The organism is Pseudarthrobacter sp. NIBRBAC000502770 (genome assembly GCF_006517815.1).
Lineage (GTDB): Bacteria > Actinomycetota > Actinomycetes > Actinomycetales > Micrococcaceae > Arthrobacter > Arthrobacter niigatensis.
In genome coordinates this window covers 1,354,236-1,371,157 of record NZ_CP041198.1, presented here as the reverse complement: position 1 = coordinate 1,371,157, position 16,922 = coordinate 1,354,236, and the positions used below count along the sequence as shown (strand labels likewise).

Genomic DNA, 16,922 nt, shown 5'->3' with positions numbered 1-16,922 from the left:
TTGACTGAATATCCATTATTGGCCCTTGAGTTGGGCAGGCATTGGCAAGAGTTTTCCTGCATCTGCTACGACTTTGGCTGAGGGCACATCTTGAGCGTTCGGGTAAGTTCATTCCACCGCGGTTCCCGGTTCGTCTGCACGGCCGCAAGGATGGTGCTGCCGTGTTCGAGTATGTGAACGCGCGGCCTGCCGGAGAGTTGTCCTCGACCGACAGACCGCGCACGTATAGATACTCGTGGGCAGGTTTCTTAGAACAGGGGGTAGGCGGCGAGGAGTCCGCCGACGGCGAGCATGACGAGGGCGACGATGAGTCCGCGCCAGATCACCTTCTTGAAGTGGTCTCCCAAGTTGACGTTGGCCAGGCCGATGAGGAGAAGGAAGGAAGCGACGAGGGGGCTGGACTGGTGCAGGGACTGGCCGACGAGGGACGCGCGTGCCATTTCGACCGGTTCGATGCCGAAGTGGCCTGCGGTTTCGGAGAGGATCGGCAGGACGCCGAAGTAGAAGGCGTCGTTGGTCATGATGAAGGTCAGCGGGATGCTGAGGATGCCGGCGATAACTGCCATGAAGGGGCCCATGGAGTCCGGGATGATGTGGACCAGCCAGGCGGCCATTTCCTTGATCATGCCGGTGCCGTTCATGACGCCTGTGAGGACGGAGGCGGCGAACACCATGCCCACGACGGAGATGACGCTGCTGGCGTGGGCTTTGATCTGGGCCGACTGTTCGGTGACCTTGGGGAAGTTGATGACCAGGGCAATCCCGACCGCGACCATGAAGATCAGGGCAGGGGCGACGATGTCCATAACCAGCAGGACCATGACGGCGACTGTGAGGATGAAGTTCACCCAGATGAGCTTGGGGCGTGCGTTGGGGCGCTGGATGAATTTGCCGTCGTCAGTGAAGGATGCGGAGAAGTCGTTTGCAATGACAACCGAGGAGCCTTCGTCGCTGCCCTGGCCGGCGGAGCCGCCGTGTGTACCGCGGGTGCTCCCTCCGCCTACTGCCCCGACCAGGACACTTTCCGGCTCGGCGTGGCGCAGTCCTAGCACTCCGCGGCCCTCGTCCAAGGACAGCTCTCCGAGGCGTTTGCGTTCGCTGCGGCCGAGGAAATAGGCCAGGACCAAGGTGGCAGCCAATCCGGCGATGATCGAGGGGATCATCGGGACGAAGGTGTCGATCGGCGAGACGTTCAGTGCCGCGGCCGCGCGGGAAGTCGAGCCTCCCCATGGCACGGTGTTCAGGACGCCGTTGGAGATCGCGGCGACCACGGTCAGTACGACCGGGCTCATGCCCAGCCGCAAGTACAGCGGCAGGAATGCTGAGGTGACGATGATGAAGGTCGTGGAGCCGTCACCGTCAAGAGACACGATGGTGGTGAGCAGCGCGGTTCCGATGACGAGTTTCATCGGGTCGTTGCCGGCGAATTTCAGGATTGCCTTGATCAGCGGGTCGAAGAGTCCGACGTCGATCATCGTTCCGAAGAAGATGATCGCGAAGAACAACAGCGCCGCCGTGGGGGCTAGTTTGCCCACGGACTGGATCACCATGTCACCGACCCCAAGCCCGGCCCCTGCAAACAGGCCAAAGATCAGAGGGACAAGGATCAGGGTCGCAATGGGCGTGGCCTTCTTGGCCATAACCAGGTACATGAAAACGGCAATCATGAGAAAGCCGAGTACTACGAGCATCATCGCTCCTTACTAGGAAATGGGCTCCCGGGGAGAAGACAAGGGGGAGTGATTGAGCACACACTACATGTATACAATCTGGTGCACAATACGGTGTTCAGTGTTGCACCTATACTTAGGGCATGGTGGAACGCGACGGGGTCCGGCCCGTGGGTAAGACAGAGGCCGTGTATCAGCAGCTGAAGTCCGAAATTGAGAACGGCGATTTTGAGCCCGGTCAGGCACTGACTGAGTTCATGCTGGTGGAGCATACGGGCGCTTCTCGAACCCCGGTGCGGGAGGCGCTGCGCCGGCTGGCCGCCGAAGGTCTGGTCAATATCACTCCCCGCATCGGAGCGACAGTAGCGAGGATTTCGCTGCGCAGTGTCCAGGAGCTTTTCGACTACAGGCGCGTCCTGGAGCCGGCGGCCATCCGCATGGTTACTGAAGAATCTGCGACAAATGCCGCCATCGGCCCGAAATTTGAAGACATCGAGCAGCGGTTCGCCCAGCTGGCCGAGTCGCCCGACGCGGAAGACTTCATTGCCGAATTCCGCGAACTCGCCGAAGCGTTTGACATGGCCCTGATCGCCTCCACCCCCAACGATCACCTTTCCCGGGCCATCCGGGACCTCCGGCCACATACGGCAAGGCTGCGCCGCATAGCCCACGCAGACCGGAACCGGCTTGCGGAGGCTATTGCCGAGCACCGGCAGATGTGCAGGGCGATTTTGTCCGGTGATGCCGACAGCGCCGCGGTGGCGCTGCGGCAGCACCTGTTCCATGTCGACGAGGCCATCTTCAGGGCATTGATGGCATCCGGGCGCGGGGCCCGGGGTGGGAATATCGACCTGGTCTCCTAGGCCTGCCTACTCGACCCAGGTGAAGGTGTTCTGCAGCTGGCCACCCACATTCACCTGGCTGCCCGGAACCACGACGCGGGCAGCAATATCCCGGTAGGTAAAGTAGTGCCCCGCCTGCTTGTGCTCGTTCTCGAAGGCATCTTTGTCCCGGTACACCTCGTAGAAGGCGAACCGGTTGGATCCAGCCTCGCCAAGTTCGATCACGTCAAAGCGGTAGCAACCCAGCTCATCCCGGACTGAGGCGCGTGCATTTTCGGCAATAGCGGCCAGGAACTCCTCCCGTCCCTCGGCGGTGACTTCCAGGGTGACCCACAGGCTGAACATCAATTTCTCCTTCTCTTCGGCTGATTGCAATGATATTGTATACAACACGGTGTACATAGTGGTGTGCCGATAATCACCGGGCCGCCTGTTATTGAAAGGACGGACATCATGCCGGAAACAGAGACCAAAACCAGCAGGAATCTTCTCCTGCCCCAAGACCTGATTGACCTAGCTATGGACATATTGTGTGCCCACGGCGTGCCGCAGGATGACGCCGTCCTGGTTGCCGACAGCCTGGTGCAGGCTGATCTATGGGGCCACCAGTCCCATGGCGTACTGCGGCTACCGTGGTACGTGGAGCGCATTCGCCAGGGTGCCATGTCGGCCGTGACGGAGCCCGAAACGTTGGTGGACACCGGATCGCTGCTACTGATGGACGGTAAGGACGGCATCGGGCAAGTCATCGCCGAACGCGCCCGCACCGAGGCGGTTGCCCGCGCCAAGGCCCACGGCGTCGGCGCTGTGGGAGTTCGCAATTCGAACCACTTCGGCACGGCAATGTATTTCACCCGGCGGGCCGCAGCCGATGGCTGCGTGGCGATCCTGACCACCAACGCTTCCCCGGCCATGGCCCCGTGGGGCGGGCGGAAGAAGCTGATTGGCACCAACCCCTGGTCCATCGCTGCCCCGTACGGTGATTCGGCTGTAGCGGTCGACATCGCCAACACGGCCGTCGCCCGCGGAAAGATCTACCTCGCCCGGCAACGCGGCGAAGACATCCCCGATTCCTGGGCACTGACCCCGGACGGGGCACGAACCACTGATGCCTCTGCCGCCATCGACGGAGTTATCCTGCCGATGGCCGGCCACAAGGGATACGCCATTTCCTTCATGATGGACGTTCTCTCCGGCGCCCTGACGGGCAGCCAAACCGGCAAGGGAGTCAACGGACCCTACGCCGCGGACCAGCGCAGCGGCTGCGGACACATGTTCCTCGCCATTGACGTGGCCACCCTTGGATCCCCGGAGGACTTCCAGGCCCGGGTGGCTGCGTTGATCGCCGACATCAAAGCCATACCTCTTGCCCAGGACGCCACCGCTATCTACTACCCGGGCGAAATCGAGGACCAAAACGACGCACGTAACCGCGCCGCGGGCAGCTTGGTGCTTCCCTTGCAGACCATCGACGACCTGCGGCAGCTCGCGGCAGAATCAGGGATAAACCCAGCCTCAGTGCTCGGGGAGCCCGCATGAAAACCGCGGAAATCATCGCCCAGGACTGGTCCTGGATAGAACCAGGTGACGGTGTTGTCGTCATCGAGGAATCAGACGAGTTCACCGCGGTGATCGATACGAAAACCGAGGACTCCCACGTCGTCTGGACCGTCGGCAAGGGCAACTGCCGACGCGCCCTCGACTACCGGGACGGCATCCTCATTCTCCCGCTATGAACCCCAGGAAAGACCAATGAGCACATACACACCACCGCGGCAGACCCCCGGCGCACGTTCCGGACCGGCCCCTGCCAGCCGGACTGGAGACGGCGTGTCGCTGTCAACGGGAACGTTCGCTTATGTCGGCTGCCGTACCACTGTCGAACGCCGTGCCGAAGGGACCGGCCTGAGTGTTTTCCGCATTGATGGCACCACCTCGATGTGGGAACAGGTGCAGCATCTGACCGGCCTGGTCAACCCCTCGTTCCTTGCGTGGGGCCAAAACGGCCGGCACCTTTACGTCGTCCACGGGGACCACCGCGAAGTCAGCGCATTCGCCGTTGAGTCAGGTACCGGGCGCCTGGAGGCGCTCGGCACCGTCTCGTGCGGCGGCACCAACCCCGTCCATCTGACAGTTTTGGATGGACGGACCCTTGCTGTCGCCAACTACGCAAGCGGCTCGATCGCCCTCATCTCCATCGGCGATGACGGATCCCTCGCGCCGGCACCGCGCCAGGTCCTGGAGCTTGCCCCGTATACCGCGGGGAAGCCGTCCCAGCCCCATCAGATCCTTCCCGGGCCCCACTCGAAAACACTGGTGGTCCCCGACAAGGGAGCCGACGCCGTCCACTTGATCGACTACGAGGACGGCCGGCTGCGGCTGGCCGACACCGTGCCCGCAGAGCCCGGCGCAGGGCCACGCCATGCGGTGTTCCACGCAAGCATCAGGCGGCTGTATGTGGTCAATGAACTGGCCAGCACCGTCACGACCTACGCCTACACGCAGGCACTGGATGCCGATCACGCCCATGCCACGGCCGTGCGGTCCCTGATCCCCATGCAGACCCTGCCCACCGTGCCGGCAGGTTCGGGGGTAACCACCGCGGCCGGCATCGTCGCAACAACGGACGGCAGCAGCGTCTACATCTCCAACCGGGGACACAACAGTGTCGCCCACTACCGGGTGGACCCTGACAGCGGGCTACTGACCCCCGCCGGCTGGTACCCCACCGAAGGTGACTGCCCCAGGTTCCTGACCCTGGACCCCGCCGGCAGCAGGCTGTATGTAGCCAACGAGCTCAGCAGCACCATCATCTCCTTCGCCGTGGACCCCCGCACCGGCGAACTGCAGAGAGAACCCTTCACCCTGCAGACCGGAAGCCCTGTCTGCACGGTATTCACCCCATCCCCCCTCGGCTGAGACCTCAGCCACCACCGAGTACAAGGAAGTCCGGTCGGCCATGCCCGCAATCCAAATCATCTCCCTGGTGATCCTCGGGATCATCCTCGCCCTTTCCATCTGGCGAAAAGTCAACGTCGGCGTCCTCGCCTACGCAGCCACCCTGGTCCTGGCGCTCATCTCAGCCCAGGACCCCACGAAAACATTCAGCGCCTTCCCCGCCAGCCTCGTCATCCTCATCATCGGCGTCACCCTGCTCTTCGCCCATGCTGAACGCAGCGGAGCCATCAACTGGCTGATCGGTGTATCCCTGCGACCGATCGGCACCCGCCGCTGGCTCGTGCCCTGCATCGGCTTCTTCGCCGGGGCGGCCCTGTCCACGATCGGAGCGTTCCCGACCGCACCCATCAGCCTGCTGCTGCCAATCCTGGCCCGCCTGGCCAAGGCCTACCGGCTGAACTACCTCGTCCTTGCCATCATCTGCGTCTGGGGTTCGAATGCCGCCGGCCTGTCGCCGCTGAGCCCGGCCGGCGCCCTGGTCCAGACCCTCGCGGCAAAGGCCAACGTGACGTACTCCCCATGGGAGGTCTACGGCATCATCATGGGCCTGCACGCGGTCCTCTGCGCCGTCCTTTTCTACGTCAAGGGCGGTATCCGCCAGCGGGCCACCGGAGTGAATGCGGCTGAAAAGATCGACCCCGCCTCCATCATTGAACGCACGCCCCTCAACGCCTACTCCATCGCCTCACTTATCGGACTTGCCGCCATGGTTATTGGCGCTGTCGGCTTCAAACTCGACATCGGCCTCACCGCAATCTCGCTGGCGCTGGTCCTCCAGCTCGTCTTCCGCCCGAAGGAATCCGAGCTCATCGCCAAGGTGCCGTGGTCGGTCGTCCTTCTGCTCTCCGGCCTCGTGGTCTACCTGGGCCTGCTGGAAAAGATCGGTACCCTGGGAGGCGTCCAGGACGCCGTCAGCCACATCGGCAGCCCCCTGCTGCTCATCGTCGTCCTGACTTACCTGACCGCGGCGGTCTCCAACGTCGAGTCCTCCACACTCGTCGTCCTGGGCATCATGGTCCCCATCGGGTTCAGCGTCGCAGGCCACGATCCCATGGCGCAGCTCGCCATGCTCGTCGCCGTCGTCATGTCCGCCGCCGTCGTCGCCATCAGCCCCGTCCACATCGGCGGAGCGCTCATCATCGGCAACGCCCACGACCAGCAGCGCGCCTACCGCAAAATGTTCGCCGTCACCGGGGTCACGGCAGCAGTCGTTCCCGCCCTTATGGCGATCTACCCCATCGCCATTGGTATCTAAACGCTTTCACGAAAGGAAAACAGACCAATGATCACCGCCATCAATCCCACGACCGGGGAAAAGATCGCCGACTACGACCTCCACTCGTCACGGGAAGTCGACGCGGCACTCTCGGACGCCGCCAAGGCCCAATCCGAGTGGCGCAATTCCGAACCTGCCAAACGCTCACAGCTGCTGCGCTCCATCGCATCCGTGCTGCGCGCCGATGCCGCCCGCTATGCCGGCCTCATCACCGAGGAAATGGGCAAGCCCATCACCGAAGCGCAGGCCGAAATCGAAAAGTGTGCCGTCACCCTGGACTACTATGCCGAAAACGCCGCCCGTTTCCTCGACTTCGAGGAAATCCCTTCGAACGCCATCCGCAGCGGCGTAGTCTACGACCCCCTTGGCGTCGTCCTGGCGATCATGCCCTGGAACTACCCGTTCTGGCAGTTCTTCCGCTTCCTCGCCCCCGCCCTGGCCGCAGGCAACGGCGCGATCCTCAAACACGCCAACAACGTCCCGGCCTGCGCCCTCGAGGTCGAGAAGATCGTCAACGCCGCAGGCGCCCCCGCGGGGCTCGTCAAAACCCTCTTGATCGAGGCCTCCGATGTGGCCGCCATCATCGCAGACGACCGAATCGCGGCTGTGACCCTGACCGGCTCCACCGAAGTAGGGCAAATCGTCGCCGCCCAAGCCGGTGCAGCACTCAAAAAGCAGGTCCTCGAACTGGGCGGCTCCGACCCCTTCATCGTCCTAGCCGACGCCGATGTGCAAGAAGCGGCAAAGATTGCAGTCAAGGCCCGCTTCACCAACGCCGGCCAAAGCTGCGTCAACGCCAAGCGGTTCATCATCGAAGACGCCGTCGCGGACGAGTTCGTCGCGGCCTTCACGAGCAATGTCCAAGCCCTCACAGTCGGTGACCCCAGAAGCCCCGAAACCCAAATCGGACCCATGGCCCGCGGCAACCTCCGCAGCGACCTTCACAGCCAGGTCCAGCGCACCCTCGAAGCTGGAGCCACGCTGCTCACCGGCGGCCGCCCCGGCGAAGGCGACGGCTACTACTACGAGCCCACGGTGATCGACAACGTCACCGCGGACCAGGCCGCCTTCACCGAGGAAACCTTCGGTCCGGTCGCAGCGATCATCCGCGTCTCCGGCCCTGCCGAGGCCATCGAACTGGCTAACCAGACCGAATTCGGCCTCGGCGCAGCACTCTGGACCACCGACCTGGCCCGGGCCGACAAACTCGTCCGCGCCATCGACGCCGGTGCCGTATTCGTCAACGGAATGGTCGCCTCCGACGCACGCCTTCCCTTTGGCGGGATCAAGAAGTCCGGCTATGGGCGCGAGCTTGGACCCCAGGGCCTGCGCGAGTTCGTCAACGTCAAAACCGTCTGGTACGGCCCCACTACCGCCCCAACAGGCGCCGTCAACGACACAACAGGAGAATAACCGTGACTTACATACCAACCTCAATCTCCTCCCTGGATGCTGTAATACTTCGCCCCAAGGAGCTGCCACGAAAAGACCGCGGCAACGGCGCCTCCACCGTCCCCCTGGTCGGATCCCACCTGGGCTCCACAACGTTCCTGAACGGCATCACCACCTTCGCCCCCGGGGCCGCTATCGGACACCACTCACACAACTGCGTCGAATCAGTAGCCGTCATCGAAGGCACCGCCTACGTCGACATCGACGGCACAGAGCACCACCTGGAGACCTACGACACCACCTTCGTCCCGGCCAACATCGTTCACCGCTTCCGCAACGCATCAGACACCAAAGAGATGAAAATCTTCTGGACTTACGCCTCCATCGACGCAACCCGCACCATGGCCGGCACCACCGACCGGAACCGGATCGACGAAGAACAAGCCAACCAGCCCCCCGTCACCGAAGGAGCCACCCAGTGATCCACGAAATCGCCACCCTCACCATCAAACCCGGCTCAGAAAAAGACTTCGAAGAAGCAGCCGCCCAAGCAGTCCCTTACTTCCAGAAAACACCCGGCGCGCTGAGCTTCCGCCTGGACCGCACAATCGAAACCCCCAACGAATACACCCTCACCGTAGGCTGGGCGACCCTCGAAGACCACACCGTTGGATTCCGCGAATCACCGGAATTCCAGCAATGGCGCGAACTCGTCGGGCCACACTTCGCGTCCCCACCCCACGTCAAGCACCTACAGCACGCTTACGTGGGCTTCTAACCACATAAGCCAAGCTGACGATTCCGGAAGACACCAGTCCTCCGGAATCCTCGCCACAACCGCGGCCCCAAGACCTGAAGGCTTGGGGCCGCTCGTTGCTCCGGCTGACAAAAGAATTTCGGGCATACTCAGGGACAACCTCGCCGCTCCCGTCGCCCTCACACTGCAGGACCCTGCTACTACGGAAATACTCGCCGTAGCTCGAGACTCCCTCCAGAGCCAATCGAAAGGGCCCAGGCCCTTAGCGAAGAACAATCGCTCAAGTGCGGTGCCATGCGCCGAACGAAGTGGGAGCACTGGACCAATTCTCAGGTTTTGGACGCGGTCCTTCCTGGCCAGTGAGACGTTGATTGATCATCGTAAAATGAGGCCGTCAGGTGGACGTGGTTCAACCTCCGAATTGGCCTCCTACCGTCATACGGAGCTACACCCCAACCTGACGCAAGGGTGTGCTGACAAGGGAGGAATGACCTGTCGGTGCAGCTCCGGGCTGGTTCTCAGACACCTGCCGAGCCGCCGAGTCCCACCGCCGCCCCTTTCGTCCTACGCGTTCCACTTTGCCCCCGTTTCCTAGGGCTATTTCGATGATTCTCGGGCTACCGAACCTCGGTTTCCTGCGCCTGTGACTGTCAGGGTTGGATCTGAGACCGTCATGAGCCAGTGTCAAGAAAACTAAAACTTCGAGTCATTCTGACGCCGGCAGACCGTCAAGTCGAGATTCGCTTACCGTAGGAGACCGGCAGACCGGCGCCGCAAGTAGCCCGCTCCCCCGCTCCCCCGTTCGGCCGGCTCTGCAGTAAGGCGACCTCCGACAGGCCGCGCCCTCTTACGGCTTCGGCTCTCGCGGAGAGGCATGAGCGCTGAGCGCGCGGAACGCATGGGACTGGGTGTTAGCCATCGCGCGGGTCAGTGTTCGCTTCCAGGAGAGCGCACCTTACTCGCAACGCGCGTTGATTGTGCTAGATTTTATCCATCAGACATCGCCCCCCTCTGAGCCTCGGCTCAAGGGGGCGATTTTCATTGTGCGACAAACTGTGCAGCGTGGAGTATACGAAGGAATTCAAAGAGCGCGACGAGCTGCTTCAACAACTCGAAGACCGTGGCCTCGCCGTTCCTGACCGCGATGCAGCCCTGAACTTCCTCACCCGCGTTGGCTACTTCCGCTCCGGCGCGTACAGATACGTCTTCCGTCGCCTGCTCCCGGCGGACCAGATTAACGAACGGCTGCACCAGTACCGCTCGGACGATTACATCCCTGACGCGAGCATTGAGCACGTCATGAAGTTAGAAGCATTCGACTTCAAGCTGGCTCGGATCTGCCAGGAAGGCCTGCTGGAATTCGAAGTCCGGTTGAGGGCAGCTATCGCCCACACGCTGGCTTCGAAGGACGTTGCAGCTCATGCCTCTAAGCAATTTCTTGATCCGCAAAGCTGCGATAGGCCCGCGGGTGAGAAAACGAAGTTTGAAGCATGGTCTAAGACGTGGAGGGAAGCTGTAGCGTCCGCTGCGGAGGATGAAGACTTCCTTAAGCACCACCTGTTGAAGTATCCAGAGCAGGATGTGCCCATCTGGGCCGTCACCGAAGTTTTGAGCTTCGGAAGTCTTCCGTTCCTCTATGAACTCATGCAGACCCCGGACGCGCGTGAGGTGGCCCGGATGTTCGGGTTTAACCACCCCAGCCGTTTCGGCGCTGTGGTGCGTATGATGGTGGACTTTCGCAACGCATGTGCACACGGATCGCGGCTCTTCAACCGAGCTTTCAAAAGATCACTTTCCCTGGGCAAGCACGACACCGCGGGAACGCTGCTAGAGCACTTGCTCGAGCCCGGCTTCACGAGAACCCCCAAAGCAAACCGCAGGCTCTAAATTTACGCGGCCGTTTTGGCGTACATGCTCGGATCTCACACGAGTGGCACCAACTGGCACCTGACCTTCAAGACACAAGTAAAAAAGCTCGATCTCAAACTTCAAGCGCCGGACGGCTTCGAACTCCTGTCGCCCGACTTGAGCATGGGCTTTCCCGTGGAATGGTCTGATTTAGACCTGTGGAAGCCGACCCGCTAAAGCTGTTCTACGTGTGGACCTCGTCAGCAAGCACAGTCAATCCCTGCCTTTAGGTTGACGGAATATCCACTATCGGCGCTTTGGGGTGCGCGGGGGAGATTTCGAAAAGGGCTTCTTTTAGCTGCCGACAAGGTTTCAGTCCGATGCGCGGGAAGCTCACCGCGGACCGCTGAGTTCTGGCGGGCTCCCGAGCTGCTGCAGAAGTTGTCCAGCCAAAACACCGCTGCTGCTTAACGGCTGCCCATACCTTCTCCTCTGCTGCTGTGCCTGGTCAAACTGACAGGAATCTACGGGCCGAAATATTCAAAATACCGGCACCATGGAGGCAAGTAATTCGTGAATGGTTGCGGGAGTATTCGCAGGCGGGCAGGGCGTTGGTATCGTGAGGAGGCCGTGCCAGCGGCCCTGATCGTGCCAAGGAGTATGACGTTTGTCCGAGGATCGTGTGTCGTACGGCTTTCCCCTTCCCGCTGGCGAGGGATGCCCTACCGGGACCTTCAGGCTGTCGATGAGTACCGGCCTGACTGAGTGGTCCGAGGGCATGTACCTCATCCACGGATATACCAAGGGTGAGGTCGTGCCCACTGTAGAGCTCGTTCTCTCCCACAAGCACCCGCAGGACCGGGACGCGGCACGCCAACTCATTCAAACCCTCACCCGTGAGGGCGGCCAAGGTTCGAACTTTCACAGGATCTTGGACAGCAAGGGCCATGAACACCGCGTCCTGACCGTCGCAGAGGCGGACCGGGACGAAACCGGGAAAGTTTCGGCCATTCATGGTCTGACCATCGACCTGACCCGCGCGATCGCCGTCGAGAGCGGACGTGCCGCCGCGGAGGCCCTTGTCAACGCCTACGCCACCCGCGGCATTATCGAACAAGCCAAAGGCATCATCATGGGTTACTTCAACGTCAGCCCCAGCGAGGCCTTCGACCGGCTCGCCGAACAAAGCCAAAACACCAACATCAAAGTCGCAATCCTCGCCGCCCAACTGGTGGCGGCGGCCGAGGAGCTCTGCATCCACGAAGTACTGGGCCAATGGCCGACCCCGCGAGCAGCGCGACAGGGCCGTGGGAGACCCACCACCCCGCTTGAACCAGGGCTCTAGCCGAGGGCAACCGGGCAGGAGATCGGTTGTGATCGGCGCGCACACTCTCAGCCCTTCTCTTTTACAGGCCGGCGAGGAGAGTTCGGGCGGACTCGAGGTAGGCCGGCCCTGCTCCTTCTGCTCCGAGGGCAGATTGAATGGCATAGCCCTGTATCAGTCCCATGACGGCGGGGGCGAGGCGGCGCGCCTGTGAGGCAGCATCCTCCGGAGGGTGGGATGTACGCAGCCATGCCTCGAGATAGTGTTCGATGCGGCTGCGGATTTGGGCGAGAATGTCCCTTGCGACCGCGCCTAACTTGTCGTTCCGGACGGCCTCACCCCACACCTGCACCGCGACGCCCGGAAAGAAGTCCATCTGCATCAGACTGGACATGAGCGCCACCACTGCCTCCGCAGGCGGCGGGACCGAATCATGGCCGGTTAGTTGTTCGAGGGCCTCCATGCGTTCTTCGAAGACCCGTCGGCCGGCGTCGACAATCAGTTCCTCTTTACTGCGGTAATAAACGTAGACAGCACCGGCCGAGAGGCCGGCTTCGGCGATGATGTCCCCCATCGAGACGTTCGACAGGCCCTTCTCCGCCACGCATGCCAAGGCGGCCTGCTGGATGCGCTCCCGCATTGCGACCCTGTGCTCGGCACTTACTTTCGGCATAGCACCCACCATAGCGGAAAGAAAACGAATGCTCGTTCTTGACCGTGGGACACGAACGCGCGACTATAAAGAACGAACGTTCTTTTTCCCGCTTTCCGAAAGGACCAGCATGTCCACGACAGCTGAACGCGCCAAGGTTCCGGCACGGACACCCGATCCAACAACGGGTCCCCACACGCCGTGGCCGCATGCCCTGCGCACAGCCTTGCTCGCAGCGGTTGCTGTCTGCATAGTTTTGTTGGCTTTCGCGTGGCCGAGTGTCACGGCGAAGGTTCAGAACCTGCCTGTCGCCGCCGTTGGCAGTCCAGAGCAGGTCTCCCAAATCATCTCGAACGCTCCGGCAGGGGCATTGGATGTGCGCACGGCTTCGAGCCGCGACGAGGCAGTTGCGCTCATCAAGCACCGGCAGGTCTACGGTGCCATCGTTCTCGGCACCTCGCCCGAGATCCTTATCGCCAGCGCCGGAAGTCCTGTCGCATCGCAGGCCCTGACCCAAATGGCCGCCCAGATGCAGTCGCAGATCCAGGCCCAGGTCATTACCAAACTCCAGGCTGCACTGGCCCAAGCCGCACAGGCCGCGCAGGCGGCTGCGAAAGGACAAACACCCGTGAACGGGCAACCGGCCCAGACCCAGCAGGGCGCCCAGGCCGCCGCGATCCCCCAGGTGGCCGTGACCGACGTCGTGCCCCTCTCCCCTGACGACGCCCGCGGCACCGGACTCGCCGTCGCCGGTCTGCCACTCGCTATGGGCGGCATGATCGGCGGCGTGCTCATCTCACTGCTCGTCTCAGGCACATGGCGCCGGCTCGGAGCGATCCTCACCTACGGCGCCACCGCAGGGCTCGCACTTGCCGGCATCCTGCAGGACTGGTTCCACACCCTCCAAGGCAGCTTCTGGGCCAACGCGGGTGCCATCGGGCTGGGAATTGTCGCTACAGCGGCGATCATCGTCGGCCTGAACGCGCTTATCGGGAAGGCCGGCATCGCGGTGGGCGCGGTCATCACCCTATTCATCGGCAACCCGCTCTCCTCCCTGACCCAGCCCAAAGAGTTCCTCCCCGCACCATGGGGAGATGTGGGCCAGTGGCTGGTCCCGGGCGCCACCGGGACGCTGCTGCGCGATCTCTCCTACTTCCCCGACACATCCACAGCCTTCCCGTGGCTCGTGCTAACCGGATGGGCCGTAGCCGGGGCAGCCCTCATCGCTTTCGGCCACTTCCGAAACGCCCCCGCCATCGCGGACATCTAACACGCTGACTCCGCGCGCCATTCGGGATCAATCCGTGTGGGCGAATACTAGAGAAAGGATTAACAAAGGTTGCGCTCTCCAAGTGATAAGGCATGGCGTTTGCCCGTGAAGCGAGAATTCTCATTGTGCGGCAATCGCGCCGGGCACGACCTGGTCCCCACGGCTGCGGCCAAGGCAGACGGCAAACATGTCTGACGCATTTATTCGTCCCCTTGATTCCCTGCGTGCGACGGATATTCCCCTGGCGGGTGGCAAAGGCGCGAACCTCGGGGAGCTCGTGCGGGGAGGGTTTCGTGTCCCTCCGGGCTTTGTCGTCACGACATCCGCCTACGCCGCGATGGCCGGACGCGCGGGACTCGGCAGGCTGGTCGAGAAGGCTGTCGGTGAGGGAATGTCCACCGGCGATTCGTCCGGTCAGCTGCGCGCGGCCGTTCAGGGTATTGGTGTACCGGAGGAGGTCCGGGAGGCGGTCGCGCGTGCCTACGATGAGCTCGGCGGCGGTCCCGTTGCCGTCCGCTCAAGCGCGACCGCCGAAGACCTCGAAGGTGCCGCTTTTGCCGGTCAGCAGGACACCTTCCTCAATGTTGTCGGCCTGGATGCTGTCCTTGATGCGTTGGTCGGCTGCTGGGCATCACTGTGGACAGACCGGGCGGTCGCCTACCGTGAGCGGGCAGGAGTCGACCAGGCTGGCGTGAGCATTGCCGTCGTCGTGCAGCGGCTCGTTCCGGCCGAAACCGCAGGTGTGCTCTTCACGGCGGACCCGGTGACAGGCGAACGCGGCCACGTCTTCGTTGACGCTGCCGCAGGGCTCGGAGAAGCCGTCGTCTCAGGTATGGTCACACCGGAACACTGGGTCCTGGGAGCCGGCGGCAAGGTCCTAGAGCACCTCTCCGGCGGCGGAGAAGCCGTGGTGCGTCCTGCCCTCCCCGGCGGGACTGTTGTCGAGCATCCACCTTCAGGGGCCGAGGACGCCCCGCCGCTCCTGATGCCCGCCCAGCTCGCTGAACTGGCCAGTCTCGCACGCTCGGCCGAAGAGTATTTCGGGCGGCCGCAAGACATCGAGTGGGCCATCTCAGAGAACGTCGTGTGGCTCGTTCAATCCCGCCCACTGACAGGTTTGCCGCCCCAGCCGCCGCACCTGAACCGCATCCAACGCAAGGTCACAGGCCCCCTCTTCCTCGAGATGTTCCAGACGCGGCCGTATCCACTGGACGTCACCGGGTGGCTCCGTCCAGGAATTTTGGAGATGCTCCGCCGGATGACCGGCAGCATCGGCGTCGTCTTCCCCGATGAGTCGGAACTCCTGCCCCAGGAAGACGGCGTCGTCGTCCAACTGGTGCCGCCCCTCCCCCGGCCCACGCTGCGCATCCTCACCGCCCCGGCTTCTGTCCTGGCCCGCGCCCGCCGCTACGACGCCCGACACTGGACAGAAGACCCCCGGCTGGACGCATTCCTCGCCGAAATTCGAAGGCTTAACGCCATCGTCCTGGATGATCTCGCCTGGTCAGAGGTAACAGGCGCCGCGGAAGACGCCCTCGCCGCGCTGGCCATTGTTGCCGATCTGCGGGTCTCCTATCTGCCAAGTGCTTTCCTCCCACAAGTCTCGTTACGGCTATCCCTCATGCTGCTCGGCCGCCGGAACCTCGGGCCGGCCCTCGTCGCCGGCGCCCCGACGCGAACGAACGCTGCCAACAAAGCGCTCGAAGCCCTCGCCCGGCAGGCAACCTCGGACCCGGAACTGTCCCGCGCCCTCGTCGACGAACCACCCCTGTCCGTCCTCCACCGAGTCAGGACCGAAGACCGGTTTACCGTGTTCCGGGCAGAGCTTGAGGCGTTCCTCGCCGAATACGGCCATCGCGAGACCATAAGCGTCGCCATCGCAAGTGCACCCACCTGGCGAGATGCTCCTGAAACCGTCCTCGGCATCGTCCGAACGCTCTTGAGCAAAGGCCCCACCGAAACGACCGACCGGACTGCCGACGCTCTTACGGAGCTGTGCGGGCACCCTCTCGTCCGTGCCATCACCCCGCTGCGGCGCATGTTGACCGATACTGTCGAACGGGCCCGTGCCGGACTGGCCTTCCGTGAAGACACGCATTTCTACGCGACCATGGTCCTCCCACCCCTGCGCCGCGCGTTTGTGGACCTTGGCCGGCGCCTCACTCACGGCGGCGTGCTCGACACCCCCGACGACGTCTGGCACCTCACTTACGCCGAGCTCGCCGCAGTCACAGACGAGGATGGGGCTCTGCCTGCCTGGGTCCGCGACACATACCGGCCGCTCGTCCAGGCTCGCAAGGAAGAACGCCACCGCCTCGAACCTTTTCCGCTGCTCGACCCACAGCTTCTACTCGAAGACCGACCTGCAACGGAAGGCGCCCTTGTATCCGGAACCGCAACCAGCCGCGGACGAGTGTCAGGCCCAGTTCGCGTGATCCACGGGCCCAACGAATTCGGCCAATTGGCCGCCGGCGAGATTCTCGTCTGTCCCTACACCAACCCCTCGTGGACACCCCTGTTCCAGCGCGCCGCCGCTGTGGTGGTCGACACAGGCGGGCCTGGATCGCACGCCGCCATCGTCGCACGCGAGTATGGCATCCCCGCCGTCATGGGAACCGGGAGGGGCACCTCAGTCCTCAGCAACGGGCAACACGTCCTCGTCGACGGCTCGGCTGGCGCTGTATTCCGCGGAGAAACAGCGTGAATCACGCAGCAACCGTCGGCTCGATGCCGGACCCGCGCTACTGCGACACCCGCTTCTTCTTCAACCCCAATCAGCTGGACGACGAGTTCCCGGACGGCGTCGTCAACGACGGTCGTAATGCCGCTGCTCAGCGAGCAAGACCAAAGTCCTAACAGACTGCCAGACTGCAGCGGCGGTCCCTAGCTGGTTCCCTGACGCTTGGCTACACCCCGTTGACTGACATAACCCA

At 62.9% G+C, this 16,922-nt stretch carries 16 protein-coding genes; 13 read left to right on the top strand and 3 right to left on the bottom strand.

Features of this window, described 5'->3' with window-relative positions; genetic code table 11:
• Window positions 1-248: 248 nt before the first annotated feature.
• Window positions 249-1,694 carry a CitMHS family transporter gene (locus NIBR502770_RS06625; RefSeq protein WP_371416500.1) on the bottom strand — a complete coding sequence of 482 codons (1,446 nt, stop codon included), beginning with the start codon at window positions 1,692-1,694 and terminating at the stop codon, window positions 249-251.
• Window positions 1,695-1,813: 119 nt separating this feature from the next.
• Here NIBR502770_RS06625 and NIBR502770_RS06620 point away from each other — a divergent pair, with 119 nt between their 5' ends.
• A complete protein-coding gene (locus tag NIBR502770_RS06620; protein WP_141181426.1) occupies window positions 1,814-2,533 on the top strand; it encodes a GntR family transcriptional regulator in 720 nt (239 codons plus the stop codon).
• Window positions 2,534-2,539: 6 nt separating this feature from the next.
• Here NIBR502770_RS06620 and NIBR502770_RS06615 read toward each other — a convergent pair whose 3' ends face one another.
• On the bottom strand, window positions 2,540-2,857 hold the full coding sequence (locus NIBR502770_RS06615; RefSeq protein WP_141181425.1) for a putative quinol monooxygenase: 318 nt from the start codon (window positions 2,855-2,857) through the stop codon (window positions 2,540-2,542).
• 108 nt (window positions 2,858-2,965) lie between these two features.
• On the opposite strand from NIBR502770_RS06615, the gene NIBR502770_RS06610 reads away from it, so the two are divergent.
• The 9 genes from NIBR502770_RS06610 (at window position 2,966) to NIBR502770_RS06570 (ending at window position 12,088) form a co-directional block, all read left to right on the top strand.
• Window positions 2,966-4,051: an Ldh family oxidoreductase gene (locus tag NIBR502770_RS06610; protein ID WP_141181424.1), complete on the top strand. Its 1,086-nt coding sequence runs from the start codon at window positions 2,966-2,968 to the stop codon at window positions 4,049-4,051.
• A complete protein-coding gene (locus tag NIBR502770_RS06605; RefSeq protein WP_141181423.1) occupies window positions 4,048-4,248 on the top strand; it encodes a hypothetical protein in 201 nt (66 codons plus the stop codon). The genes NIBR502770_RS06610 and NIBR502770_RS06605 overlap by 4 nt, the downstream gene beginning before the upstream one ends.
• Window positions 4,249-4,264: 16 nt before the next feature.
• A complete protein-coding gene (locus NIBR502770_RS06600; RefSeq protein WP_141181422.1) occupies window positions 4,265-5,431 on the top strand; it encodes a lactonase family protein in 1,167 nt (388 codons plus the stop codon).
• A gap of 40 nt (window positions 5,432-5,471) precedes the next feature.
• Window positions 5,472-6,725, top strand: coding sequence for an SLC13 family permease (locus NIBR502770_RS06595; RefSeq protein ID WP_141181421.1), 1,254 nt, complete (start codon window positions 5,472-5,474; stop codon window positions 6,723-6,725).
• Window positions 6,726-6,752: 27 nt separating this feature from the next.
• Complete coding sequence (locus tag NIBR502770_RS06590; protein ID WP_141181420.1) at window positions 6,753-8,159, top strand: NAD-dependent succinate-semialdehyde dehydrogenase; 1,407 nt, start codon at window positions 6,753-6,755, stop codon at window positions 8,157-8,159.
• 2 nt (window positions 8,160-8,161) lie between these two features.
• On the top strand, window positions 8,162-8,620 hold the full coding sequence (locus NIBR502770_RS06585) for a cupin domain-containing protein (RefSeq protein WP_141181419.1): 459 nt from the start codon (window positions 8,162-8,164) through the stop codon (window positions 8,618-8,620).
• The gene (locus NIBR502770_RS06580) at window positions 8,617-8,916 is read left to right on the top strand and encodes an antibiotic biosynthesis monooxygenase (protein WP_141181418.1); all 300 of its coding nucleotides are present in this window, start codon (window positions 8,617-8,619) and stop codon (window positions 8,914-8,916) included. The genes NIBR502770_RS06585 and NIBR502770_RS06580 overlap by 4 nt, the downstream gene beginning before the upstream one ends.
• A 1,041-nt stretch (window positions 8,917-9,957) precedes the next feature.
• The gene (locus NIBR502770_RS06575; RefSeq protein WP_168223135.1) at window positions 9,958-10,782 is read left to right on the top strand and encodes an Abi family protein; all 825 of its coding nucleotides are present in this window, start codon (window positions 9,958-9,960) and stop codon (window positions 10,780-10,782) included.
• 706 nt (window positions 10,783-11,488) lie between these two features.
• Window positions 11,489-12,088, top strand: coding sequence for a PAS and ANTAR domain-containing protein (locus NIBR502770_RS06570; RefSeq protein ID WP_141181416.1), 600 nt, complete (start codon window positions 11,489-11,491; stop codon window positions 12,086-12,088).
• Between the two features lie 61 nt (window positions 12,089-12,149).
• Here the strand turns inward: NIBR502770_RS06570 and NIBR502770_RS06565 are convergent, their stop codons facing one another.
• On the bottom strand, window positions 12,150-12,707 hold the full coding sequence (locus NIBR502770_RS06565; protein WP_168223134.1) for a TetR/AcrR family transcriptional regulator: 558 nt from the start codon (window positions 12,705-12,707) through the stop codon (window positions 12,150-12,152).
• Between the two features lie 142 nt (window positions 12,708-12,849).
• Here NIBR502770_RS06565 and NIBR502770_RS06560 point away from each other — a divergent pair, with 142 nt between their 5' ends.
• From NIBR502770_RS06560 to NIBR502770_RS21170, 3 genes are all read left to right on the top strand, one after another.
• Window positions 12,850-13,989, top strand: a complete 1,140-nt coding sequence (locus NIBR502770_RS06560) for an ABC transporter permease (protein WP_141181414.1) — start codon at window positions 12,850-12,852, stop codon at window positions 13,987-13,989.
• Between the two features lie 187 nt (window positions 13,990-14,176).
• Window positions 14,177-16,693 (top strand): PEP/pyruvate-binding domain-containing protein, encoded by a 2,517-nt coding sequence (locus NIBR502770_RS06555; RefSeq protein WP_141181413.1) that lies wholly within the window; start codon window positions 14,177-14,179, stop codon window positions 16,691-16,693.
• Entirely contained in the window at window positions 16,690-16,845 is a 156-nt protein-coding gene (locus tag NIBR502770_RS21170) for a hypothetical protein (RefSeq protein ID WP_168223133.1), read from the top strand. Before NIBR502770_RS06555 ends, NIBR502770_RS21170 begins: the two co-directional genes overlap by 4 nt.
• Window positions 16,846-16,922: the final 77 nt, after the last annotated feature.